This window comes from Burkholderia sp. KL41, from assembly GCF_057005415.2.
Map to the genome: position 1 here is coordinate 824,342 of NZ_CM174446.1, position 21,416 is coordinate 845,757.

Consider the following 21,416-nt stretch of genomic DNA (forward strand, 5'->3'; position numbering starts at 1 on the left):
TAATTGAGAGCCGTCCGGTCCCGTGCCCCGAGCACGTTCTTGCCCATGCGTTTCGATCTTGAGCCGCCTTCGAGTATCGCGGCCGCCCATCGCATCGGTGTGCTGCTGATCAATCTCGGCACGCCCGATGCGCCCACGCCGCGTGCCGTGCGGCGCTATCTGGCCGAATTCCTGTCGGATCCGCGGGTCGTCGAGATTCCGCAGGCCATCTGGCAGGTGCTGCTGCGCACGCTGATCCTGCCGCTGCGCGGCCGTGCGTCCGCGAAGAAATACGCGGCCGTCTGGATGCCCGAGGGCTCGCCGCTGCGCGTGCATACCGTGCGCCAGACCGACGGCGTGCGGCACCTGCTCGCGTCGAACGGTTATCAAGTGCAGGTCGACTACGCGATGCGCTACGGCAGTCCGAACATTTCGCACGCGCTCGCGCAGTTCAAGCGCGCCGGCGTCGAGCGCGTGCTGCTGATGCCGATGTATCCGCAATACTCGGCGTCGACCACGGCCACCGCATTCGACGCCGCATTCGACGCGCTTTCGCGCATGCGCAACCAGCCGGAGGTGCGCACGATACGGCACTACGCCGACCATCCGGCCTATATCCACGCGCTGGCCGAGCAGGTGCGCCAGTATTGGGCGCAGCACGGCCGGCCGGACTTCGCGGCCGGCGACAAGCTCGTGCTGAGCTTTCACGGCGTGCCGAAGCGCACGCTCGACCTCGGCGATCCCTATCACGACCAGTGCCAGCAGACGGGTGCGCTGCTGATGGCCGCGCTCGGGCTGTCGACAACCGAGTGCCGCGTCACGTTCCAGTCGCGTTTCGGCAAGGCCGAATGGCTGCAGCCTTATACCGCGCCGACGCTGCGCGAGTTCGGCGAGGCCGGCGTACAGCGGGCCGACGTGTTCTGTCCCGGTTTCACGGCCGATTGCCTGGAGACGATCGAGGAGATCGGCATGGAAGTGCGCGACGAGTTCCTCGCCGGTGGCGGCAAGGCGTTCCACCGGATTCCGTGCCTGAACGGCGCGCCCGCGTGGATCGGCGCGCTCGGCGAGATCGTCGCCGAAAATCTGCAGGGCTGGCCGGTCAAGGCCGCGCAGCCGGAAACGGCGGGTGAGGTGCGATGAATTACAAGATTTCGACCGAACCGGGCGCGAAGCTGCGCATCGACAAATGGCTGTGGGCGGCCCGGTTCTTCAAGACGCGCTCGCTTGCGACCGACGCGGTCGACAAGGGGCACGTGAAGATCGGCGGGGCTGCAGTCAAGCCGGCGAAGGAAGTGCGCGTGGGCGACGAGGTCGAAATTGCGATCGACGGCATCGTCTGGCACATTGCCGTCCTCGGCGTGTGCGACGTGCGCGGGCCGGCGAGCGTCGCGCAGACGCTTTACGAGGAAACGGAAGCGGGGCGGGCCGCGCGGCTCGCCGAACTGGAGCGGCGTCGCACGTATCGCGAGCCGGCGGCCGAATTGCACGGCCGGCCGACGAAGCGCGACCGGCGCATCATCGACAGATTTTCTGGTGGGAGCTGAACATCTGGTCGAACGTCGCCCGCGCGCTCCCGTATTCGGTCGTGCGGTCGGTCACGGCTCCCGACAGGCAGATGGTGGTGGTGCCGGCAATGAGTACCAGCGCGACCACCGATATCGCAAAGGTCAGTTTCACGGTACTCCCCTCGAGAAGGGGTGAAAACGGCGCCAGGTGGTGGTTGTAAGGCGTCGGTCAGCTAAGGGTAAACACGCTTTTCCGACGCTTGAGTGGAGTGTAGTGCAGCGGGACTGTGCCAAGCTAGTACTTGCCAGGTAAGCGTTGTTACAGCCCGTTTCGCCTGCCGTGGCGGACTATGCGGGCGATGCACCGGTGCGACGCGCGGTTGTTTCGCGGCATTGGAGAATGCCGGCGAATAACCCTCTTGAAATCGCAGTTTTCACCCTTATTTGCACCAGCAATGTGCGGTGCCGCCGGGTATACGGTCCGGCGGTTGCCGATTTGGCTTCAACCTCTAATCGACTTTCAGCGACATGGAAAACACGCAAGAGAACCCGGCTACCCAATCGGCCGAAGATATCGGCAGCGAGAAGCAGGCGGCGCAAGGCGCTGCTCCCGCCGCCGAAGCAGCCGACGCGGCGCTCGCGGAGGCTCAAGCCAAGGTCGCCGAGCTGCAGGAGAGCTACCTGCGGGCGAAGGCCGAGACCGAGAACGTCCGCCGCCGCGCGCAGGACGACGTCTCGAAGGCGCACAAGTTCGCGATCGAGAGCTTCGCGGAGCACCTGCTGCCCGTGCTGGACAGCCTGGAAGCGGCCGTCAACGATACGTCCGGCGATATCGCGAAGGTGCGCGAAGGCGTCGAGCTGACGCTGCGCCAGCTGACGAGCGCACTCGAGAAGGGCCGCGTCGTCGCGATCAACCCGGTCGGCGAGAAGTTCGATCCGCACCAGCACCAGGCGATTTCGATGGTGCCGGCCGAGCAGGAGCCGAACACCGTCGTCACGGTGCTGCAGAAGGGCTACACGATCGCCGACCGCGTGCTGCGTCCGGCGCTCGTCACCGTCGCGCAGCCGAAGTAAGGGCGTCGCGATGGTGCCCGCCGGCGTCGATCCGGCCGCATTTGACGCGTTCGACATGCAGGCGCTGGACGCCGGTACGTTCGACGCGGCGATCGACGGCGCGGGGGACGCGCTTGCGGTGGTGTTCTTCTGGGGCGTCGACTGCTTCAACTGCGAGATCGCGAAGAAGGCGATGCTCGCCCAGCCCGACGCCATCCGCGCGCTGGGCTTGAAGTGGTTCCATTGCAACGTGTACGAACACCACCAGCTGGGGCGCCGCTTCGGGCTGCACGGTGTGCCGACGTGGTTCTTCTTCCACCGCGGCAAGCGGCTCGGCCGTGCGACGGGCTGGCATGGCCTCGCGCAGTTCCAGGCGGCCGTGTCGGCGGCACGCGCGAAAATCGCGGCGGCGGGCAGCGATCCCCTAGCCGGCGGCGATTGAAAAAATTTAATATCCGCATCGCTCGGCGGGTCTTGAAAACGGACCGGCCGGACGCATTTCGGGAACAGAGTTGAATTCTGGCGCGCGAAACCGCCCCAAAACGCGGGGTTTTGCGCAGCAAACAAGCATTTCTGGAGATTAGGAAAAATGGGAAAGATCATCGGTATTGACCTCGGCACCACGAACTCGTGCGTCGCCATCATGGAAGGCAACCAGGTCAAGGTCATCGAGAACTCGGAAGGCACGCGCACCACGCCGTCGATCATCGCCTACATGGACGACAACGAAGTGCTCGTCGGCGCGCCGGCCAAGCGTCAATCGGTGACCAACCCGAAGAACACGCTGTTCGCGGTGAAGCGCCTGATCGGCCGCCGCTTCGAAGAGAAGGAAGTCCAGAAGGACATCGGCCTGATGCCGTACACCATCATCAAGGCTGACAACGGCGATGCATGGGTCGAAGCGCACGGCGAAAAGCTCGCGCCGCCGCAGGTTTCGGCGGAAGTGCTGCGCAAGATGAAGAAGACGGCCGAAGACTACCTCGGCGAGCCGGTCACGGAAGCCGTGATCACGGTGCCGGCGTACTTCAACGACAGCCAGCGCCAGGCAACCAAGGATGCCGGCCGCATCGCGGGCCTCGAAGTCAAGCGGATCATCAACGAGCCGACCGCAGCCGCGCTCGCGTTCGGCCTCGACAAGGCCGAGAAGGGCGACCGCAAGATCGCCGTGTATGACCTCGGCGGCGGTACGTTCGACGTGTCGATCATCGAGATCGCGGACGTCGACGGCGAAATGCAGTTCGAAGTGCTGTCGACCAACGGCGACACGTTCCTCGGCGGCGAAGACTTCGACCAGCGCATCATCGATTACATCATCGGCGAGTTCAAGAAGGAGCAGGGCGTCGACCTGTCGAAGGACGTGCTCGCGCTGCAGCGCCTGAAGGAAGCCGCCGAAAAGGCGAAGATCGAGCTGTCGTCGAGCCAGCAGACCGAAATCAACCTGCCGTACATCACGGCGGACGCGTCGGGCCCGAAGCACTTGAACCTGAAGATCACCCGCGCGAAGCTGGAAGCGCTGGTGGAAGACCTCGTCGAGCGCACGATCGAACCGTGCCGCATCGCGATCAAGGACGCAGGCGTCAAGGTGTCGGACATCGACGACGTGATCCTGGTCGGCGGCCAGACGCGCATGCCGAAGGTCATGGAGAAGGTGAAGGAGTTCTTCGGCAAGGATCCGCGCCGTGACGTGAACCCGGACGAAGCCGTCGCGGTTGGCGCGGCGATCCAGGGCCAGGTCCTGTCGGGCGACCGCAAGGACGTGCTGCTGCTCGACGTGACCCCGCTGTCGCTCGGTATCGAGACGCTCGGCGGCGTGATGACGAAGATGATCAGCAAGAACACGACGATCCCGACGAAGCACGCGCAAGTGTATTCGACGGCGGACGACAACCAGGGCGCCGTGACGATCAAGGTGTTCCAGGGCGAACGCGAAATGGCAGCCGGCAACAAGCTGCTCGGCGAGTTCAACCTCGAAGGCATCCCGCCCGCACCGCGTGGCGTGCCGCAGATCGAAGTGACCTTCGACATCGACGCGAACGGCATCCTGCACGTCGGCGCGAAGGACAAGGCGACCGGCAAGGAAAACAAGATCACGATCAAGGCGAACTCGGGTCTGTCCGAGGCTGAAATCGACCAGATGATCAAGGACGCGGAAGCGAACGCAGCGGAAGATCACAAGCTGCGCGAGCTGGCCGATTCGCGCAACCAGGGCGACGCGCTGGTCCACAGCACGAAGAAGGCGCTGACCGAGTACGGCGACAAGCTGGACGCGGGCGAGAAGGAAGCGATCGAAGCGTCGCTGAAGTCGCTCGAGGAAGTGCTGAAGGACACGTCGGCCGACAAGGCTGCGATCGACGCGAAGGTCGAGGAACTCGGCAAGGTTTCGCAGAAGCTCGGCGAAAAGATGTACGCCGACATGCAGGCCCAGCAAGCGGGTGCGGCCGGCGCAGCGGGTGCAGCGGAAGGCGCGGCCCACGCGGGCGGCGCGCAACAGGCTGCCGACGATGTCGTCGACGCCGAGTTCAAGGAAGTGAAGAAGGACTAAGCCGGGTTGCCCCGGTGCCGCACGCCGCGCGCAACACGCGCGCGGCGCGGCTGGCGGGCTGGCTGACAAGCGGTCTGTCTTTCCTTCCGGATGGCCGGATCGACTCCACGCCTGGCGGGCTTTGCGGCCCTCCGGGCACATTTGTTTTTTGGCGGGTGCTGCACGAGCCGTCCGCGGACGGGCGCAGCGCCAGACGAGTCGAGAGACTTTACTGCGGGCGAAAGGAGCCGCCGCGTGCGCGATGCGTGGCGGCACAGTGAATCGATATGGCGAAACGGGATTACTACGAGGTTCTGGGCGTCGCGAAGAATGCGAGCGACGACGAAATCAAGAAGGCATATCGCAAGCTTGCGATGAAGTATCACCCTGACCGCAATCCGGACAACAAGGATGCGGAAGAGCATTTCAAGGAGGTGAAGGAAGCCTACGAAATGCTCTCGGACAGCCAGAAGCGGGCCGCGTACGACCAGTACGGCCATGCGGGCGTCGATCCGAACATGGGCGGTGCGGGCGCACAGGGCTTCGGCGGCTTCGCGGATGCGTTCGGCGACATCTTCGGCGACATCTTCGGCCAGGCCGCGGGCGGCGCCGCGCGCGGCGGCCGTGGCGGCCCGCAGGTGTATCGCGGTGCCGACCTGCGCTACAGCATGGAAATCACGCTCGAGCAGGCCGCACACGGCTACGACACGCAGATCCGCGTGCCGAGCTGGGTGTCGTGCGAGGTCTGCCACGGGTCGGGTGCGAAGCCCGGCACGAAGCCGGAAACCTGCCCGACCTGCCATGGCCAGGGCACGGTGCGCATGTCGCAGGGCTTCTTCAGCATCCAGCAGACCTGCCCGAAGTGCCACGGCACGGGCACCTACATCCCCGAGCCGTGCGTGCATTGCCACGGGTCGGGCAAGGTGAAGGAAACCAAGACGCTCGAAGTGAAGATCCCGGCCGGGATCGACGACGGGATGCGCATCCGCTCGGCCGGCAACGGCGAGCCGGGCATCAACGGCGGGCCGCCGGGCGACCTGTACGTCGAGATCCACATCAAGCCGCACTCGGTGTTCGAGCGCGACGGCGACGATCTCCACTGCCAGATGCCGATCCCGTTCACGACCGCCGCGCTCGGCGGCGAGATCGAGGTGCCGACGCTGGCCGGCCGTGCATCGTTCCCGGTGCCGGAAGGCACGCAGTCGGGCAAGACGTTCCGGCTGCGCGGCAAGGGCATCAAGGGGCTGCGTTCGAGCATCGCGGGCGATCTGTACGTGCACGTGCAGGTCGAGACGCCCGTGAAGCTGACCGACAACCAGCGCGACCTGCTCAAGCAGTTCGAGAAGTCGCTGGCCGAAGGCGGCGCGCGTCACAGCCCGCAGAGCAAGAGCTGGTTCGATCGTGTGAAGAGCTTCTTCGAGTAACTCGAGTAACAGCATGACTGAAGGCAACGAGAGCGCGTCGTTCGCGCTCTTGGACGATTGCGACTCGACCGCGTCCGCGCGGTCGAGTCGTTTGTATTCGGGATTCGTGCGCGAACGCGTGTGCACGGATCCGGCGCGGCTCGACGCAGTCGATGCGGCGGTAGCGCAGGACCTGCGCGACGGGCTGCATGCGGTCGTCGTCGGCGATTACGAATTCGGACGCAACCTGCAACGGGCGCAGCCGGGCCATGCCCCGCTGCGCTTTTTGCTGTATGCGCGCTGCGAATGCCTGTCGCGCGACGAAGTCGACGCGTGGCTCGCGCAGCAGGACGGCGGCAGCGATGCGCCGTCGATCGCGGGTGTCGCACATGTCGCGAAGAGCGTGTCGCGCGATGCGTTCGATGCGGCGATCGCCGCGGTGCACGACGCGCTGCGCGCGGGCGATTCGTATCAGGTCAACTACACGTACCGGCTGAACTTCGACGTGTTCGGCACGCCGCTCGCGCTGTACCGGCGGCTGCGTGCGCGCCAGCCGGTGCGCTACGGCGCGCTGGTTGCGTTGTCCGACGGGGCGTGGGTCGTGTCGTGTTCGCCCGAGCTGTTCGTCGAGAAGCACGGCGACGTGCTGCGCGCGCGGCCGATGAAGGGCACCGCGCCCCGTTCGGCCGACCCTCGCGACGATGCGGCGGCGGCCGCGTTCCTCGCGAACGATCCGAAGAACCGCGCGGAAAACGTGATGATCGTCGACCTGCTGCGCAACGACATATCGCGGATCGCACGCACCGGGACGGTTCGCGTGCCGGCGCTGTTCTCCGTCGAGCCGTATGCGTCGGTGTGGCAGATGACGTCGACGGTCGAGGCCGGCTGGCGCGCAGGGACGACGTTCGCGCAGATGCTGCGTGCGCTGTTTCCGTGCGGATCGATCACGGGCGCGCCGAAGTACAAGACGATGCAGTTGATCGATGCGATCGAGTCGACACCGCGCGGCCTCTATACGGGCGCGATCGGCTGGCTTGACGCCGCGAAGCAAGGCGTCGATTCCGACGTGCAGGGTGAGCGCCTGTCCGGGTGTGGCGATTTTTGCCTGTCGGTCGCGATCCGGACGCTGACGCTCGATGCTACCGGTGAAGGTGCGGCCGGCGAAGGCGCTGACCGCGAAGGTGCGACCGGTGCCGAAGCACGCAGTCCGGCGACGGCAATCGCCGGCCGGCGCCGTGGCACGATGGGCGTCGGCGCGGGCATCGTGCTCGACAGTGTCGCGGCCGACGAATATGCGGAGTGCGAATTGAAAGCACGATTCCTGACGGATGCCGATCCCGGCTTCCAGCTGTTCGAAACGACCGCTGCCACGCGTGCGGACGGCATCCGGCACCTCGATCGCCATCTCGCGCGGCTGCAGCGTAGCGCGGATGCGTTCGGCTTCCGCTTCGACCCCGAGGCGCTACGCCGCGAGATCGACGCGCGCTGCGCGGCGCTCGACGGCGACGACATCTACCGGATGAAGCTCGCGCTCGCGAAGGACGGCACGATCGAGATCGTCGCGGCACCGCTCAAGCCGCTGCCGGCGGGGCCGGTCGGCGTGTTGCTGGCGTCCGCGCACGGTTTCGCGCCGACCCGCGCGAGCGATGCGCTGCTGCTGCACAAGACCACGCGCCGCGCCGAATACGATCGCGCGTGGCAGGCGGCGGAGGCGCTGGGCGGTTTCGACATGCTGTTCGTCAACGAACGCGGCGAGGTGACGGAAGGCGGGCGCTCGAATGTGTTCGTGAAGCTTGACGGCCAGTGGGTAACGCCGCCGCTGGCGTCCGGCGTGCTGCCGGGCGTGATGCGTCGTGTACTGCTCGACGATCCGGCACTAGGCGCAAAAGAGCGTGCGCTGACGCTCGACGATGTGCTGAACGCGGATGAGTTGATGATCTGCAACGCGTTGCGCGGGCCGATGGTGGCGCGGCTGATTCACGGCTGAACACCGACCTGAACGCGGATTATTTCCGCGGCGTACATTGCCAGCTTTGCACGATGGCGTGCCCGTGCCTGTAACGCGCGACGCAAGTCTGTGCCTGTTTGCCGAGCGGCCGTGCGATCACGACGCTCGTATTGGCGTAGTCACATGAGACCCAGTAGTCTTCACGGTTTTCGGCGAGCGACCAGACATAAATGTCGCTCTGGGACTCGGAGCGCGAGCGGTTCGGCAGCAACGATGTCATCCGGTCCGGTGGCCCCGACCAGAAGGTGACGCTGGCAAGCGGATAGGTGCTTTGCGCGTCGAAGTTTTTCCAGCCGTCGGGCGGTTGACCGTCGAGCTGCTGAGTAACGGCGACGCGTGCGGGGCAATCTGTTGTCGCAGCGGACGCAGGTAACGTGATGAGCGGACCGTATGCGAGCATGGCGATGGCGAGCAGCCGATACGGTGCTTGGCGGATGCGCATCGTCATTTCACGACCGAAAATGCATCGGCGTTATTGCTCGGATCGATGTAACGGCCATTTTTGTCCTTGCCTTTGAACGGAATGCATCGTCTCTGAATTGCCTTGAGTGAGCGCCATTGTTCAACGACGTAGATACCGCGTACATCCTGGCTCAGATAGAACGCAGCATGATTGCCATGCGATCGGCTTGGGTAGCGATCGTTCTCGAAAGTTGCAATGACGGTCCCGACGCGGATACTCCGGTCGCCTGCTGCCTTCCTTTCCGGTCGCCAGATGGCGGTGGGGCCGACGGACGTATAAATTTTGACCAGTGCGACGCATTCTCCGTCGCCTGCCAGCTTTTGCCCGACGAGGTCAGCTGCCTTTTCATACACATGAGCCATCTTTCACACGCCTTCGATTGACGAAGGCTTGATGGTCGCAGCGACGAAGAAGAGCGGAAATAGGACGAGTTAGAAAGTACACGTTGTCCGACAATGCAGTATGAGAAGCGGCGTACCGCATTGCCGGCCACGTCAGCGAGTGTGCGTCGGCGATCGCCGACAGCGCGCCCGCGGCGCTGCCCTCCCGATCAGAACGAATGTTCCGCCCCGGGGAACGAACCATCCTTCACCGCGTGCACATACGCTTCGACGGCCGCCTGGATGTTCGGCTGACCCTGCATGAAATCCTTCACGAAGCGTGGCCGCTTGCCGGGGAACACGCCGAGCATGTCGTGCAGCACGAGCACCTGGCCCGAGCAGTCGACGCCCGCGCCGATGCCGATCGTCGGAATCTTGAGCATGTGCGTGACTTCGGAGGCGACGAGCGTCGGCACGGCTTCGAGCACGACGAGCTGTGCGCCCGCATCCTCGATCGCGCGCGCGTCGCGCAGCAACTGGGCGGCACCGGCTTCGGTCTTGCCTTGCACCTTGAAGCCGCCGAACGCGTGCACCGATTGCGGCGTGAGGCCCACGTGCGCGCATACGGGCACCGCGCGCTCGACGAGGAAGCGGATCGTCTCGGCGAGCCATTCGCCGCCTTCGAGCTTGACCATCTGCGCACCGGCACGCATCAGCTTGACGGCACTCGCGAACGCCTCGGCCGGCGTGCCGTACGTGCCGAACGGCAGATCGGCGACGACCAGCGCGCGCGGCTGCGCGCGGGCGACACAGGCGGTGTGATACGCGATGTCGTCGAGCGACACGGGCAGCGTGGTCGTGTGGCCCTGCAGCACGTTGCCGAGCGAATCGCCGATCAGAAGCACGTCGACGCCCGAACGGTCGAGCAGGGCGGCAAAGCTCGCGTCGTAGCAGGTGAGCATCGCGATCTTCTCGCCGGCGACGCGCATTGCCTGCAGCTTGGGCACCGTGACGGCAGGCCGGCTCGATTCCTGGAGATAGGTCATGGGAAATCCGGTTCGGATGGTAAGGAACGACAGGCGAGGACGCGTCAGCGCGTCGTCTCGCCCTTGACGAAGAATTCCTTGCGGCCGCGCATCGTCTCGATGCGCTCGACCAGCAGGGCGAGATCTTCGGGGGAATCCTGCGGGTTCAGGTGTTCCGCGGCGACCGTCAGCACCGGCGTGCGGTCGTAGTGGTAGAAGAATTCGTTGTACGCGTCGACGAGCGAGCGCAGGTACGCGTCGCTGATCTGCAGCTCCATCGGCAGCCCGCGCTTCTGGATGCGCGAGAACAGCACTTCGGGGCTCGCCTGCAGGTAGACGACGAGGTCGGGCGACGGCGCCTGCGGCACGTCCACGTGCGTGGCGACCGAACGGTAGAGCTGCCACTCGTCTTCCGGCAGGTTCAGCCGCGCGAAGATGTCGTTTTTCTGCGGCATGAAATCGGCGATGACCGGGCGGCCCGTTTCGAGCGCACCGATCAGCTCGCGTGCCTGCTGCGCACGCTGCAGCGCGAACGACAGCTGCACGGGCAGCGCGTAGCGCGCGGTATCGCGATAGAAGCGTTCGAGGAACGGGTTGTCCTGCGGGCGCTCGAGCAGCGTCTGCATCGACCAGCGTTCGGCGAGCAGGCGCGCGAGCGTCGTCTTGCCGACGCCGATCGGGCCTTCGATCACGAGATAGCGGTGCGGGGCGCGCAGGTCGGGCGCAGTGACGGTGAGGGGTGTCGGGGTCATCGGCAGCGGTTCTTGTCGGCGTCTTCGCTGGCGGCGAGTGCCTTCTGCATCAGGCACTGGCAGGTCTGCACCTTCTCGACACGCTGATCCGCGACGGCGGCGAGGAAGGTTTCGGCACGGCCGCGCGCGGGAATGTCGAGTGCGGGCTCGATCTCCACGAGCGGCACGAGCGCGAACGCGCGATCGGTGAGGCGCGGGTGCGGGACGATCAGGTCGGGTTCGTCGATCGAGTCGGCGCCGAACAGCAGGATGTCGAGGTCGAGCGTGCGCGGCGCGTTGCGATACGGGCGCTCGCGGCCGAAGTGATGTTCGATCTTCTGGCAGAGCGCGAGCAGCTCGCGCGCCGACAGCGTCGTGTCGAGCTTGACGACGCAGTTGTAGTAGTCGTCGCCGCCCGCTTCGAAGGGCGCCGTGCGATACAGGCTCGATTTGCCGAGGATCGAGATGGTGCGCTGCTGCGCGAGGCACACCACCGCGTCCTTCAGGGTCTGGCGCGCATCGCCGAGATTCGCCCCCAGTCCGATATATGCAACCGTCATGGCATCACTTCCTACGTCGTTCGCCGTCGTGCGCGTCAGTCGTCGGAACCGCCCGAGGTGTCCGGTGCCTGCTCGGCGGCACCTTCACCCGGCTTGCGGTTTCGCGCACCGCCGCGGCGGCGCCGCTTGCGGGGCGATTTTTCCTTCGAGCCGCCCTGCGTGAGCAATGCCTCGCGAGCGGCCGCGTCGCCTTCGATGAAATCCGTCCACCACTGTCCGACTTCCGTATCGAGCTCGCCGGATTCGCAGCGTAACAGGAGGAAATCATACCCCGCTCTAAACCTTTGGTGTTCCAGCAGCCTCATCGCGCTGCGGCCCGAGCGTTTCTCGAGGCGCAGCTGCAGGCCCCAGATCTCGCGCATGTCGGCCGAGTAGCGCTTGTGGATCGCGAGTTTCTCGGTCTGCATGTCGAGCACGTCGTCCATCGCGCGATGGAGCGCCGGCACCGGGATTTCGCCTTCGGCCGTGTATTGCTCGAAGCGCTGGCGCATGTCGTGCCACAGCAGCGTCGCGAACAGGAAGCCCGGGGAAACCGGCTTGCCGGCGCGCACGCGTGCATCGGTGTTGTTCAGCGCGAGCGTGATGAATTTCTCGCCCTGCGGCTGTTCGAGCACGACGTCGAGCAGCGGCAGCAGCCCGTGGTGCAGGCCTTCCTTGCGCAGCTGCTGCAGGCACGCGAGTGCGTGGCCCGACAGCAGCAGCTTCAGCATTTCGTCGAACAGGCGCGCGGCCGGCACGTTGTTGATCAGGTCGGCGAGCGCGTTGATCGGCTCGCGCGTGTGCGGCTCGATCTCGAAACCGAGCTTCGCCGCGAAGCGCACGACGCGCAGCATCCGCACCGGATCCTCGCGGAAGCGCGTGGCCGGATCGCCGATCATCCGCAACAGGCGGGCGCGCACGTCGGCCATCCCGTCGTGGTAGTCGAGCACCGTCTGCGTCGACGGGTCGTAGTACATCGCGTTGATCGTGAAGTCGCGGCGTGCGGCGTCTTCGTGCTGCTCGCCCCACACGTTGTCGCGCAGCACGCGGCCGCTCGCGTCGACCGCGTGGGTGCGGCGATCGAGTTCGTCGCGCTTCAGGCGCTTCGGCGGCTCGGCAGCGGCCGCCTCGGGCGGCGCATCGACCAGCGCGCGGAACGTCGACACCTCGATCAGCTCCTGGCCGAACTGCACGTGGACGATCTGGAAGCGGCGGCCGATCAGGCGCGCGCGGCGGAACAGGCGCTGCACCTCGGTGGGCGTTGCATCGGTCGCGACGTCGAAATCCTTCGGCGCGATGCCGAGCAGCAGGTCGCGTACCGCACCGCCGACGATGAAGGCGCGGAAGCCCGCCTGCTGCAGCGTGTCGGTCACGCGCACGGCATTCTTCGAGATCAGCGCCGGGTTGATGCCGTGCACGCTGGCCGGCACGACGGTCGGTTCATGGTTGCTGCGCGGCTTTTTCGTGCCGCCGCGGGCGCCTTTCGGGGCACGCGGGGTAGCAGGGGCCGCTTCGTCGGCCGGGGCCGCTGCGGGAGAGGTTTGCTCGGTTTCGTCCTGGCCGAGCAGTTTGCGAATGAATTTTTTGATCACGACGTTCAGAAGAGATCGAGGATGCGCCAGCCGCGGTTGCTTGCATGCGCGCGCAGCGTGTCGTCAGGGTTGGTCGCGATCGGGTCGGTGACTTTCTCGAGCAACGGGATGTCGTTGTGCGAGTCGCTGTAGAAGTAGGTGTGCGTGAAGTCGCTCCATTGCTTGCCGAGCGACGCGAGCCACGCTTCGGTCCGCACGATCTTGCCTTCGCGATAGCTCGGCGTGCCGGTCGGCCGGCCCGTGTACGGCGAATCGGGATGCCCGTCGGTCGTCTCGACCTCGCAGGCGATCAGCGTGTCGACGCCGAACGCGGTGGCGATCGGGCGCGTGATGAATTCGTTGGTCGCCGTCACGACGCAGCACAGGTCGCCCGCATCGAGATGCTTGCGCACGAGTTCGAGCGCGGCGGGCGTCATTGCGGGCCGGATCACCTCGTGCATGTACTGCTCGTGCCATTGCGCGAGCTGCGCACGCGAATACTTCGCGAGCGGCGTGAGCATCGCCGTGAGGTACGCGTGGATGTCGAGCTTGCCGGCCTTGTAGTCGGCGAAGAACTGGTCGTTCTGACGCGAGAAGCTTTCCGCGTCGACGATGCCGAGCTTCACCATGAAGCGACCCCATTCGTGGTCGCTATCGGTCGGGATCAGCGTGTGATCGAGGTCAAAGAGTGCCAGATTAGTCATGGAAGCGCATTTTACTCGAAGCGGTTCGGGCCCGTGCCCGGTGGGGTGATGTCGTCGCCGGGACGCGCCAGCATGCGGCGCAGCAACGGCAGCGTGACGGCGCGTTTCTGCTCGAGCGAGAAGCGGTCGAGCGCGTCGAGCAGCGCCATCAGGCTCGGCATGTCGCGGCGGAAATGGGTCAGCAGGTACGCGGCGATGTCGTCGGTGAGCGCGATCCCGCGCTCCTTCGCTGCGAGCTTGAGCACGGCGATCTTGCCGGCATCGGACGGCGGCGACAGGTGGAACACGAGCCCCCAGCCGAGGCGCGTGCGGAGATCCTCGCGCACGTCGAGCGCGAGCGGTGCCGCGGGGCCCGCCGCGACGAACGCGCTCGACGGGTGCGCGCGCACTTCGTTGAACAGGTTGAACAGCGCGACCTGCTGCGTGTCGCTCATCCGGTCGCAGTCGTCGATCGCGTAGATGCCGATGCGCGGGTCGAACGTGAACGCGCCGAGCGGGCTTTGCGGTGTGAGATAACGCGCATAGCCGTACGAGGCGTCGCTCACGAGCGCCTGCAGCAGATGGGTGCGGCCGCATCCGGGCTCGCCCCAGATATAGAACGACCGGTCCGGCACGGGGCCCGCCGCGAGCGCGAGGTCGAGCTTCTGCAGGCGCGAGATGAGCTCGTCGTTCTCCTCGTTCATGATGAAGTTGTCGAACGTGGCGGGCGGCGGCGTGCCGAGATCGAGCGTCAGTTGACGGGACACAACAGTCACAATGCGGGTCGGTTGAAAATACGCGTGCCATACGCCGGGCACGCGCCGGGAACTGCGCCTTCGCGGGCTTCACGCGCGCCCGCACGCACGGCGCCACGCCGGTTTCGGCGCGGTTCGCTCGGCGATGAAAACGGGGACGTGTTGACCAAGATGCAATCCCTGACGATTCGGTGCTGGGAATTCCGGCCAACGGGCCGGCTTCGGGTAAAATCGCATTTTACCGACCTTCTCGCATTCCCCCATGAATCCTCCGAAATCCGCTCCCGACGCCCAAGGTCTGTCCTATCGCGACGCAGGCGTCGACATCGACGCGGGCGACGCGCTCATCGACAAGATCAAGCCTTTTGCGAAGAAAACCCTGCGCGACGGCGTGCTCGGCGGCATCGGCGGGTTCGGCGCGCTGTTCGAAGTACCGAAGAAGTACAAGGAGCCCGTGCTCGTGTCGGGCACCGACGGCGTGGGCACCAAGCTCAAGCTGGCCTTTCATCTGAACAAACACGACACCGTCGGCCAGGATCTCGTCGCGATGAGCGTGAACGACATCCTCGTGCAGGGCGCCGAGCCGCTGTTCTTCCTCGACTACTTCGCGTGCGGCAAGCTCGACGTCGATACCGCGGCAACGGTCGTCAAGGGCATCGCGCAGGGTTGCGAACTGTCCGGCTGCGCGCTGATCGGCGGTGAAACGGCCGAAATGCCGGGCATGTACCCGGACGGCGAATACGACCTGGCCGGCTTCGCGGTCGGCGCGGTCGAGAAGAGCAAGATCATCGACGGCAGCACGATCGCCGAGGGCGACGTGGTGCTGGGCCTCGCTTCGAGCGGCATCCACTCGAACGGCTTCTCGCTCGTGCGCAAGATCATCGAGCGCGCGAACCCCGACCTGTCGGCCGATTTCCATGGCCGCTCGCTCGCCGATGCGCTGATGGCACCCACGCGCATCTACGTGAAGCCGCTGCTCGCGCTGATGCAGAAGCTGTCGGTGAAGGGCATGGCGCACATCACCGGCGGCGGCCTCGTCGAGAACATTCCGCGCGTGCTGCGCGAAGGCCTCACCGCCGAGCTCGACCAGAACGCGTGGCCGCTGCCGCCGCTGTTCAAGTGGCTGCAGGAGCACGGCGGCGTCGCCGACGCGGAAATGCACCGCGTGTTCAACTGCGGGATCGGCATGGCCGTGATCGTTTCGGCGGCCGATGCCGACGCAGCGATCGCCGACCTGACCGCCGCCGGCGAACAGGTGTGGAAGATCGGCACCGTGCGTGCGACCCGCGAAGGCGAGGCGCAGACCGTCGTGGTCTGACGCACGGCCAGCAAGATGCAGCAAGGAAAGCCGCCCGGAGTCGATCCGGGCGGCTTTTTTTTCGGGCGCCGCGCGGCGTGCGGGCGCGCGCCGATGAAGGAGGAGCGACGATGACCGAAGACGAACGCGCGATCCGGGAACTCGTGGACAACTGGTTCGTATCGAGCCGCCGCGGCGACCTGGCGACCGTGCTCGACCTGATCGCCGACGACGCGATCTTCATGGTGGCCGGCAGGCCGCCGTTCGACAAGGCGGCGTTTGCGGCCGCGTCGCGTGACGCGAACGCCGGGGGCGGGCCCGCGCCGACGATCGACGGCCGTTACCGGATCGACGAACTGCGCGTGCTGGGCGATTGGGCGTACATGCGCAATTTCATCGAGATCGAGGCGACTCCGCCGGGCGGCGAGACGATCCGCCGTTCCGGCCATACGCTGACGATCTTCCGCAAGGCCGACGGCCGCTGGCGGCTCGTCCGCGATGCCAATCTCGTGACGCTCGCGCATTGAGCGCGGCGGCGGGCGTGACGGTGCCGGCCGGCGCTCATGCGGACGGCCGCGCCGCGCCCGCCGGCCGGGCACCGGCCAGCAACGGCGGGACGAGCAGATAAAGCAGCGCGGCCGCGGCCCAGACGAGCCCCGGCCAGGTCGCTCGTGTCGCCGCATAGGTTGCGGTGACGACCAGCGGCCCCGCGACACCGATCAGGCTCGCCACGCTCGCGAGCGCGCCTTGCAGTTCACCCTGGCGCGCATCGTCGACCTGCCGCGCGAGCATCGCCTGCAGCGCCGGCAGCGTCATGCCGCCCGCCGCGAACAGCGGCAGCAGCGCGAACGGCACCCACGCGGCGGTCGCGAACGCAATCGCCACGAGCCCGAGCGCGTCGCCCGCGAGGCCCAGTGCGAGCGCGCGGCGCTCGTCGAGCCGCGCGATCAGCGGCCCGATCGCGAAAGCCTGCGCGAGCGCGTGACACGCACCGTAGCCCGCCAGCGACAGCCCCGCGATCGGTGTCGACCACCCGAAATGTTCCTGGCCGTACAGGATCCACAGCGTGGCGGGCGCCTGCGACACCAGCGCCACGATCACGTAAATGCCGATCAGCGGCACGAGCGCCGCTGAGCCGGTCAGCCGGCGCAGGCTGGCGAACGGGTTGAGCGCGCCGGCCGTTTGGCCTTCGCGGGCCGAACGCGGCCGCGATTCCGGCAGCGCGCGCCAGACGAGCACGAGATTGAGCGCGTTGAGCACGGCGGCCGCGACGAACGGCGCGCGCACATGCAGCGCGCCGAGCAGGCCGCCGATCAAGGGGCCCGCGATGAAGCCGATGCCCATCATCGCGCCGAGCTGGCCGAAGCGTCGTGCGCGGTCGGGTTCGGCCGTGACGTCGGTGACGTATGCAGTCGCTACCGCGACGTTCGCGCCGGTGATGCCCGCGATCAGCCGCCCGACGTAGAGCCAGGCGAGCGTCGGCGCGAGCGCCATCAACAGGTAGTCGAGCGCGGCGCCCGCGAGCGACACGAGCAGGACGGGCCGGCGGCCGAAGCGGTCGCTCAGCGCGCCGAGCAGCGGTGCGCACAGGAACTGCGCGAACGCGTACAGCGCGAGCAGGATCCCGTAGTGGGTGTCGGTGCTGCCCGCATCGGCGAGCGAACGCAGGAGCCCGGGGAGGATTGGCATCACGATCCCGACGCCGATCGCGTCGAGCAGGACCGTGGCCAGAATGGCAATCAGGGACGGATTCAAGGGTGTGACTCTATCGGTGATAGAGTGGCAATTATTCCACAGCTTTCCCTATCGGTGATAGAGATGAAGGACACAGGAGCGCGGCTGACGCGCGACACGGTACTGCGCGCGGCGCTCGACCTGCTCGATGAGGTCGGCATCGACGGGCTGTCGACGCGGCGGCTCGCCGAGCGGCTCGGCGTGCAGTCGCCGACGCTTTACTGGCATTTCCGGAACAAGGCCGAACTGCTCGACGCGATGGCCGAGGCGATCATGCTCGAGCGGCACGATGCGTCGCTGCCGCGGCAGGGCGAGGCGTGGGATGCGTGGCTTCTCGACAACGCGCGCAGTTTTCGCCGCGCGCTGCTGGCCTATCGCGACGGCGCGCGCCTGCATGCCGGTACGCGGCCGCGGGCGCTGCATTTCAGCTCGATCGAACGCAAGGTCGCGCTGCTCGGCGAAGCGGGTTTCGCGCCGGACGAGGCGGTCGACGTGATGTATGCGCTGGGCCGCTTCGTGGTTGGATGGGTGCTGGAGGAACAGGCGGAACCCGAAGGCGAGGCCGATGCGCCGCTGCCGGACGCGGCCGACTATCCGTTGCTCGCCAAGGGCTGGGCCGCGCTGCGCGCGCGCGGCGGCGACGAAGCGTTCGAGCGCGGCGTCGCGCTGATCGTCGACGGCGCCCGCGCGCGCCTGGCAGCACGCGGGCGCGGCTGACGGTCAGGCCGGCGTGCCGCCGTCGAGCACGCGTTCGAGCGCGTCGAGCGCGCGGGCCGTGGCGTCCGGCGCGATGCAGTCGACGACGATCCGCTCCGGCATCGCGCGCAGCCAGGTGATCTGGCGCTTGCAGAGCTGGCGCGTCGCGAAGATGCCCTTGTCGCGCATCGTCCGGTAATCGGTGTCGCCGTCGAGGAATTCCCATGCCTGCCGGTAGCCGACGCAGCGCATCGACGGCAGGTCGGGATGGAGATCCTCGCGACGGCGCAGCTGCTCGACTTCGTCGATGAAGCCCGCGTCGAGCATCGCGTCGAAGCGCTGCGCGATCCGTGCGTGCAGTACCGCGCGATCGGACGGTTCGAGCGCGACCGGCACGAAGCGGTAAGCGGCGGCCGCATCGTCACTGCGTCGCGGGGCGGCGAGCAGCACCGACATCGGCTGCCCGCTCAGCATGAACACTTCGAGCGCCCGCTGGATCCGTTGCGAATCGTTCGGCGCGAGCCGCGCGGCCGTGTCGGGATCGACCTGCGCGAGTCGCGCGTGCAGGGCGGGCCAGCCATCGCGCGCGGCTTCGGCATCGAGAGTCGCGCGCACGTCCGGATCGGCGCCGGGCAGGTCGTTGAGCCCCTGCGTCAGCGCCTTGTAGTACAGCATCGTGCCGCCCGCGAGCAGCGGCGTGCGGCCGCGCGCGGCGATCTCGCCGATCAGGCGCAGCGTGTCGGCGCGGAAACTCGCGGCCGAATACGCGTCGGCTGGATCGATGATGTCGATCAGATGGTGCGGCACGCTCGCGCGTTCTTCGCGCGAAGGCTTCGCGGTGCCGATATCCATGTCGCGGTAGACGAGCGCCGAATCGACGCTGACGATCTCGATCGGGCGGCGCGCGGCGAGCGCCAGCGCCGCGGCCGTCTTGCCCGATGCGGTGGGGCCGAGCAGGCAGGCGATCGTCGTCGGAGAGGACTGCGGTGAAGCGCTCATTGTCCGCGCATGAACAGGCGGTCGAGATCGTTCAGCGTGAGCTGATACCACGTCGGCCGGCCGTGATTGCACTGGTCCGCGCGTTCGGTCGCCTCCATCTGCCGCAGCAGCGCGTTCATCTCGTCGAGCGTCAGGCGCCGGTTCGCGCGCACCGCGTGGTGGCAGGCGAGCGTGCCGAGCAGCTCGTGCTGGCGCTCCGTAAGCACGCGCGAGCCGCCGAACGCGTGCAGGTCAGAGAGCACCGCGCGCGCGAGCGACTGCAGGTCGGCATCCTTCAGCAGCGCCGGCACCGCGCGGATCGCGAGCGTCGTCGGTGACAGCACCGCCAGGTCGAAACCGAGCGATTCGAGCGTGTCGCGCTCTTCCTCGACCGTGCCGATCTCGACCGGCGTGGCCGTCATCGAGATCGGCAGCAGCAGCGCCTGCACGGCGACCGAACGGTCGGCGAGCGCGTTCTTGAACTGTTCGTACAGGATCCGCTCGTGTGCCGCGTGCATGTCGACGATCACGAGCCCGTGCGCGTTCTGCGCGAGCACGTAAATGCCGTGGATCTGGCCGAGCGCGAAGCCGAGCGGCTGCTCGTCGTGCGCGGTGGCGGCGATCGGCGATACGGTGAAGCCGGGCAGCGGTGCGAGCGGCGTGTCGGCCGAATCGCGCGCGATGGTGGTCGTGCCGTCCGGTGTGCCGGCGCCGCTATCCTTGCGGCCGAACATCGCGTCGTAGAGCGCGAGCGGCTGCGCGACGGGCAGCGTGCCCTGCGTCATCCGTGCCTGGCGCATCCAGGTGTTGCCTGCCGACGAGGACGACGGCGACGAGAAGCCGCTGCCGCCCGTGCCACCGATGCCGCCGCTCGCGTGGCCCTGGCTCTGCCCGAGCGGCGTGTCGAGGAACGACGACGGCCCGCGCGGTGCCGGTTCGATATGCGCGGCATGGCCGCCCGCCGTGGTTTCCGGCGACGCGCCCGCATGGCGCGCGAGTGCGCGCTGGACCGCATGGAACACGTACTGGTGGATCGAGCGCGAATCGCGGAAGCGTACTTCGATCTTCGACGGATGCACGTTCACGTCGACGGCCTCCGGCGGCAGGTCGAGAAACAGCACATACGACGGGTAGCGGTCGCCGTGCAGCACGTCCTCATAGGCCGCGCGCACCGCGTGCGTCAGCAGCTTGTCGCGCACGAAGCGGCCGTTCACGAAGAAATACTGCTGGTCGGCGCGCCCGCGGCTTGCGGTCGGCAGCCCGGCGCAGCCGTAGACGGCGAGCGGGCCGGCCTGCTCGTCTAGCGGCAGGTGCGCGGTCGCGAAGCCGTCGCCGAGGATCTTCGCGACGCGCTGCGCGGGCTCGGTCGCATTCCAGTGCTCGACGGCCTTGCCGTTGTGCAGCACCGAGATCGCGACGTCCGGCCGCGCGAGCGCCGCGCGGCGGATCATTTCAAGGCAGTGGCCGAACTCGGTCTGCTCGCTCTTCAGGAACTTGCGCCGCGCGGGCGTGTTGAAGTACAGCTCGCGCACCTCGATCGTCGTGCCGGTCGCACCGGCGGCGGGCGACAGCACGCCCGTCTGCGCGTCGATCTTCATCGCATGCGCGGCATCGGCCGTCCGGCTCGTGATCGACATCTCGGCGACCGATGCGATCGACGCGAGCGCTTCGCCGCGGAAACCCAGCGTGGCGACCGCCTCGAGCTCCTCGAGCGAGCGGATCTTGCTGGTCGCATGGCGCATCAGCGCGAGCGCCAGCTCGTCGGGCGGAATCCCGCAGCCGTCGTCGGTGATCGAGATGCGCTTGACGCCGCCTTCTTCCAGCACGATACGCAGCGTCGTGGCACCGGCGTCCATCGCGTTCTCGAGCAGTTCCTTGACGACCGACGCCGGACGTTCGACGACCTCGCCGGCGGCGATCTGGCTGATCAGCTGGTCGGGCAGGGGCTGGATCGCGCGCAGCGGGCGCGGAGCAGGGGCGGGCGTGTCGCCCGCGGCCGTTTCGGTGATTTCGGACATGGCCGAATTATAGCGAGGCGGCGGATGCGTGCCGGGGCGGCGGAGCGTTACGTTTTTTCACGGAGCCTTAAGGTAGTTTCGGTATCATGACTCCGTTTCGCGCGCCGCCTTGGCCGGCGGGCGCTTCCGCCAAGTCT

22 protein-coding genes are annotated in these 21,416 nt (G+C 67.1%); 10 read left to right on the forward strand and 12 right to left on the reverse strand.

Annotated features, from left to right (window positions below; translation table 11 throughout):
• Positions 1 to 45: 45 nt before the first annotated feature.
• Together hemH and PQB87_RS03925 are read left to right on the forward strand one after the other, a co-directional pair.
• A complete protein-coding gene (hemH, locus tag PQB87_RS03920; protein WP_059685184.1) occupies positions 46 to 1,119 on the forward strand; it encodes a ferrochelatase in 1,074 nt (357 codons plus the stop codon).
• Complete coding sequence (locus PQB87_RS03925) at positions 1,116 to 1,523, forward strand: RNA-binding S4 domain-containing protein (RefSeq protein WP_021162216.1); 408 nt, start codon at positions 1,116 to 1,118, stop codon at positions 1,521 to 1,523. The genes hemH and PQB87_RS03925 overlap by 4 nt, the downstream gene beginning before the upstream one ends.
• Here PQB87_RS03925 and PQB87_RS03930 read toward each other — a convergent pair.
• The gene (locus PQB87_RS03930) at positions 1,495 to 1,656 is read right to left on the reverse strand and encodes a hypothetical protein (protein WP_006476841.1); all 162 of its coding nucleotides are present in this window, start codon (positions 1,654 to 1,656) and stop codon (positions 1,495 to 1,497) included. The two genes, PQB87_RS03925 and PQB87_RS03930, sit on opposite strands and share 29 nt — an antisense overlap.
• A 356-nt stretch (positions 1,657 to 2,012) precedes the next feature.
• Between PQB87_RS03930 and grpE the strand changes: the two genes are divergently transcribed.
• The 5 genes from grpE (at position 2,013) to PQB87_RS03955 (ending at position 8,448) form a co-directional block, all read left to right on the forward strand.
• Positions 2,013 to 2,558: a nucleotide exchange factor GrpE gene (gene grpE / locus PQB87_RS03935; RefSeq protein WP_059685182.1), complete on the forward strand. Its 546-nt coding sequence runs from the start codon at positions 2,013 to 2,015 to the stop codon at positions 2,556 to 2,558.
• A 10-nt stretch (positions 2,559 to 2,568) separates the two neighbouring features.
• Complete coding sequence (locus PQB87_RS03940; RefSeq protein WP_059528987.1) at positions 2,569 to 2,979, forward strand: thioredoxin family protein; 411 nt, start codon at positions 2,569 to 2,571, stop codon at positions 2,977 to 2,979.
• Positions 2,980 to 3,126: 147 nt separating this feature from the next.
• Entirely contained in the window at positions 3,127 to 5,079 is a 1,953-nt protein-coding gene (gene dnaK, locus PQB87_RS03945) for a molecular chaperone DnaK (RefSeq protein WP_060065971.1), read from the forward strand.
• A gap of 266 nt (positions 5,080 to 5,345) precedes the next feature.
• Positions 5,346 to 6,482, forward strand: a complete 1,137-nt coding sequence (gene dnaJ / locus PQB87_RS03950; RefSeq protein ID WP_021162212.1) for a molecular chaperone DnaJ — start codon at positions 5,346 to 5,348, stop codon at positions 6,480 to 6,482.
• A 13-nt stretch (positions 6,483 to 6,495) separates the two neighbouring features.
• Positions 6,496 to 8,448 carry a chorismate-binding protein gene (locus PQB87_RS03955; protein WP_489242581.1) on the forward strand — a complete coding sequence of 651 codons (1,953 nt, stop codon included), beginning with the start codon at positions 6,496 to 6,498 and terminating at the stop codon, positions 8,446 to 8,448.
• 19 nt (positions 8,449 to 8,467) lie between these two features.
• On the opposite strand, the gene PQB87_RS03960 is transcribed toward PQB87_RS03955, so the two are convergent.
• The 8 genes from PQB87_RS03960 to hda form a co-directional block, all read right to left on the reverse strand.
• On the reverse strand, positions 8,468 to 8,917 hold the full coding sequence (locus PQB87_RS03960) for an STY0301 family protein (RefSeq protein WP_233343801.1): 450 nt from the start codon (positions 8,915 to 8,917) through the stop codon (positions 8,468 to 8,470).
• A complete protein-coding gene (locus PQB87_RS03965; RefSeq protein ID WP_080981970.1) occupies positions 8,914 to 9,294 on the reverse strand; it encodes a BPSL0067 family protein in 381 nt (126 codons plus the stop codon). The genes PQB87_RS03960 and PQB87_RS03965 overlap by 4 nt, the downstream gene beginning before the upstream one ends.
• A 188-nt stretch (positions 9,295 to 9,482) precedes the next feature.
• Complete coding sequence (gene panB / locus PQB87_RS03970) at positions 9,483 to 10,298, reverse strand: 3-methyl-2-oxobutanoate hydroxymethyltransferase (protein WP_059685174.1); 816 nt, start codon at positions 10,296 to 10,298, stop codon at positions 9,483 to 9,485.
• Between the two features lie 44 nt (positions 10,299 to 10,342).
• Complete coding sequence (locus tag PQB87_RS03975) at positions 10,343 to 11,029, reverse strand: deoxynucleoside kinase (RefSeq protein ID WP_027788310.1); 687 nt, start codon at positions 11,027 to 11,029, stop codon at positions 10,343 to 10,345.
• On the reverse strand, positions 11,026 to 11,568 hold the full coding sequence (gene folK, locus PQB87_RS03980) for a 2-amino-4-hydroxy-6-hydroxymethyldihydropteridine diphosphokinase (protein WP_021162208.1): 543 nt from the start codon (positions 11,566 to 11,568) through the stop codon (positions 11,026 to 11,028). The genes PQB87_RS03975 and folK overlap by 4 nt, the downstream gene beginning before the upstream one ends.
• Positions 11,569 to 11,603: 35 nt before the next feature.
• Positions 11,604 to 13,139 (reverse strand): polynucleotide adenylyltransferase PcnB, encoded by a 1,536-nt coding sequence (gene pcnB, locus PQB87_RS03985; protein ID WP_059685171.1) that lies wholly within the window; start codon positions 13,137 to 13,139, stop codon positions 11,604 to 11,606.
• Positions 13,140 to 13,144: 5 nt separating this feature from the next.
• Positions 13,145 to 13,822 carry a histidinol-phosphatase gene (locus PQB87_RS03990; protein ID WP_021162206.1) on the reverse strand — a complete coding sequence of 226 codons (678 nt, stop codon included), beginning with the start codon at positions 13,820 to 13,822 and terminating at the stop codon, positions 13,145 to 13,147.
• Positions 13,823 to 13,833: 11 nt separating this feature from the next.
• Positions 13,834 to 14,568 carry a DnaA regulatory inactivator Hda gene (hda, locus tag PQB87_RS03995; protein WP_006484992.1) on the reverse strand — a complete coding sequence of 245 codons (735 nt, stop codon included), beginning with the start codon at positions 14,566 to 14,568 and terminating at the stop codon, positions 13,834 to 13,836.
• 250 nt (positions 14,569 to 14,818) lie between these two features.
• Between hda and purM the strand changes: the two genes are divergently transcribed.
• Both purM and PQB87_RS04005 read left to right on the forward strand, forming a co-directional pair.
• Positions 14,819 to 15,874, forward strand: coding sequence for a phosphoribosylformylglycinamidine cyclo-ligase (gene purM, locus PQB87_RS04000; RefSeq protein ID WP_006484927.1), 1,056 nt, complete (start codon positions 14,819 to 14,821; stop codon positions 15,872 to 15,874).
• A gap of 110 nt (positions 15,875 to 15,984) precedes the next feature.
• Positions 15,985 to 16,380 (forward strand): YybH family protein, encoded by a 396-nt coding sequence (locus tag PQB87_RS04005; protein WP_059590854.1) that lies wholly within the window; start codon positions 15,985 to 15,987, stop codon positions 16,378 to 16,380.
• A gap of 34 nt (positions 16,381 to 16,414) precedes the next feature.
• Here PQB87_RS04005 and tet read toward each other — a convergent pair whose 3' ends face one another.
• A complete protein-coding gene (gene tet / locus PQB87_RS04010; RefSeq protein ID WP_489242582.1) occupies positions 16,415 to 17,608 on the reverse strand; it encodes a Tet(A)/Tet(B)/Tet(C) family tetracycline efflux MFS transporter in 1,194 nt (397 codons plus the stop codon).
• Between the two features lie 63 nt (positions 17,609 to 17,671).
• Between tet and tetR the strand changes: the two genes are divergently transcribed.
• Positions 17,672 to 18,304, forward strand: coding sequence for a tetracycline resistance transcriptional repressor TetR (gene tetR / locus PQB87_RS04015; protein ID WP_489242583.1), 633 nt, complete (start codon positions 17,672 to 17,674; stop codon positions 18,302 to 18,304).
• 3 nt (positions 18,305 to 18,307) lie between these two features.
• Here the strand turns inward: tetR and miaA are convergent, their stop codons facing one another.
• Positions 18,308 to 19,282 carry a tRNA (adenosine(37)-N6)-dimethylallyltransferase MiaA gene (gene miaA / locus PQB87_RS04020; protein ID WP_489242584.1) on the reverse strand — a complete coding sequence of 325 codons (975 nt, stop codon included), beginning with the start codon at positions 19,280 to 19,282 and terminating at the stop codon, positions 18,308 to 18,310.
• The gene (mutL, locus tag PQB87_RS04025) at positions 19,279 to 21,279 is read right to left on the reverse strand and encodes a DNA mismatch repair endonuclease MutL (RefSeq protein WP_489242585.1); all 2,001 of its coding nucleotides are present in this window, start codon (positions 21,277 to 21,279) and stop codon (positions 19,279 to 19,281) included. The genes miaA and mutL overlap by 4 nt, the downstream gene beginning before the upstream one ends.
• Positions 21,280 to 21,416: the final 137 nt, after the last annotated feature.

What these genes read in the sequence shown, in the direction of transcription:
- hemH (WP_059685184.1), top strand. Translation starts at nt 46, where the DNA reads ATGCGTTTCGATCTTGAGCCGCCTTCGAGTATCGCGGCCGCCCATCGC.
- PQB87_RS03925 (WP_021162216.1), top strand. Translation starts at nt 1,116, where the DNA reads ATGAATTACAAGATTTCGACCGAACCGGGCGCGAAGCTGCGCATCGAC.
- grpE (WP_059685182.1), top strand. Translation starts at nt 2,013, where the DNA reads ATGGAAAACACGCAAGAGAACCCGGCTACCCAATCGGCCGAAGATATC.
- PQB87_RS03940 (WP_059528987.1), top strand. Translation starts at nt 2,569, where the DNA reads ATGGTGCCCGCCGGCGTCGATCCGGCCGCATTTGACGCGTTCGACATG.
- dnaK (WP_060065971.1), top strand. Translation starts at nt 3,127, where the DNA reads ATGGGAAAGATCATCGGTATTGACCTCGGCACCACGAACTCGTGCGTC.
- dnaJ (WP_021162212.1), top strand. Translation starts at nt 5,346, where the DNA reads ATGGCGAAACGGGATTACTACGAGGTTCTGGGCGTCGCGAAGAATGCG.
- PQB87_RS03955 (WP_489242581.1), top strand. Translation starts at nt 6,496, where the DNA reads ATGACTGAAGGCAACGAGAGCGCGTCGTTCGCGCTCTTGGACGATTGC.
- PQB87_RS03960 (WP_233343801.1), bottom strand. Translation starts at nt 8,917, where the DNA reads ATGACGATGCGCATCCGCCAAGCACCGTATCGGCTGCTCGCCATCGCC.
- PQB87_RS03965 (WP_080981970.1), bottom strand. Translation starts at nt 9,294, where the DNA reads ATGGCTCATGTGTATGAAAAGGCAGCTGACCTCGTCGGGCAAAAGCTG.
- panB (WP_059685174.1), bottom strand. Translation starts at nt 10,298, where the DNA reads ATGACCTATCTCCAGGAATCGAGCCGGCCTGCCGTCACGGTGCCCAAG.
- PQB87_RS03975 (WP_027788310.1), bottom strand. Translation starts at nt 11,029, where the DNA reads ATGACCCCGACACCCCTCACCGTCACTGCGCCCGACCTGCGCGCCCCG.
- folK (WP_021162208.1), bottom strand. Translation starts at nt 11,568, where the DNA reads ATGACGGTTGCATATATCGGACTGGGGGCGAATCTCGGCGATGCGCGC.
- PQB87_RS03990 (WP_021162206.1), bottom strand. Translation starts at nt 13,822, where the DNA reads ATGACTAATCTGGCACTCTTTGACCTCGATCACACGCTGATCCCGACC.
- purM (WP_006484927.1), top strand. Translation starts at nt 14,819, where the DNA reads ATGAATCCTCCGAAATCCGCTCCCGACGCCCAAGGTCTGTCCTATCGC.
- PQB87_RS04005 (WP_059590854.1), top strand. Translation starts at nt 15,985, where the DNA reads ATGACCGAAGACGAACGCGCGATCCGGGAACTCGTGGACAACTGGTTC.
- tetR (WP_489242583.1), top strand. Translation starts at nt 17,672, where the DNA reads ATGAAGGACACAGGAGCGCGGCTGACGCGCGACACGGTACTGCGCGCG.
- miaA (WP_489242584.1), bottom strand. Translation starts at nt 19,282, where the DNA reads ATGAGCGCTTCACCGCAGTCCTCTCCGACGACGATCGCCTGCCTGCTC.
- mutL (WP_489242585.1), bottom strand. Translation starts at nt 21,279, where the DNA reads ATGTCCGAAATCACCGAAACGGCCGCGGGCGACACGCCCGCCCCTGCT.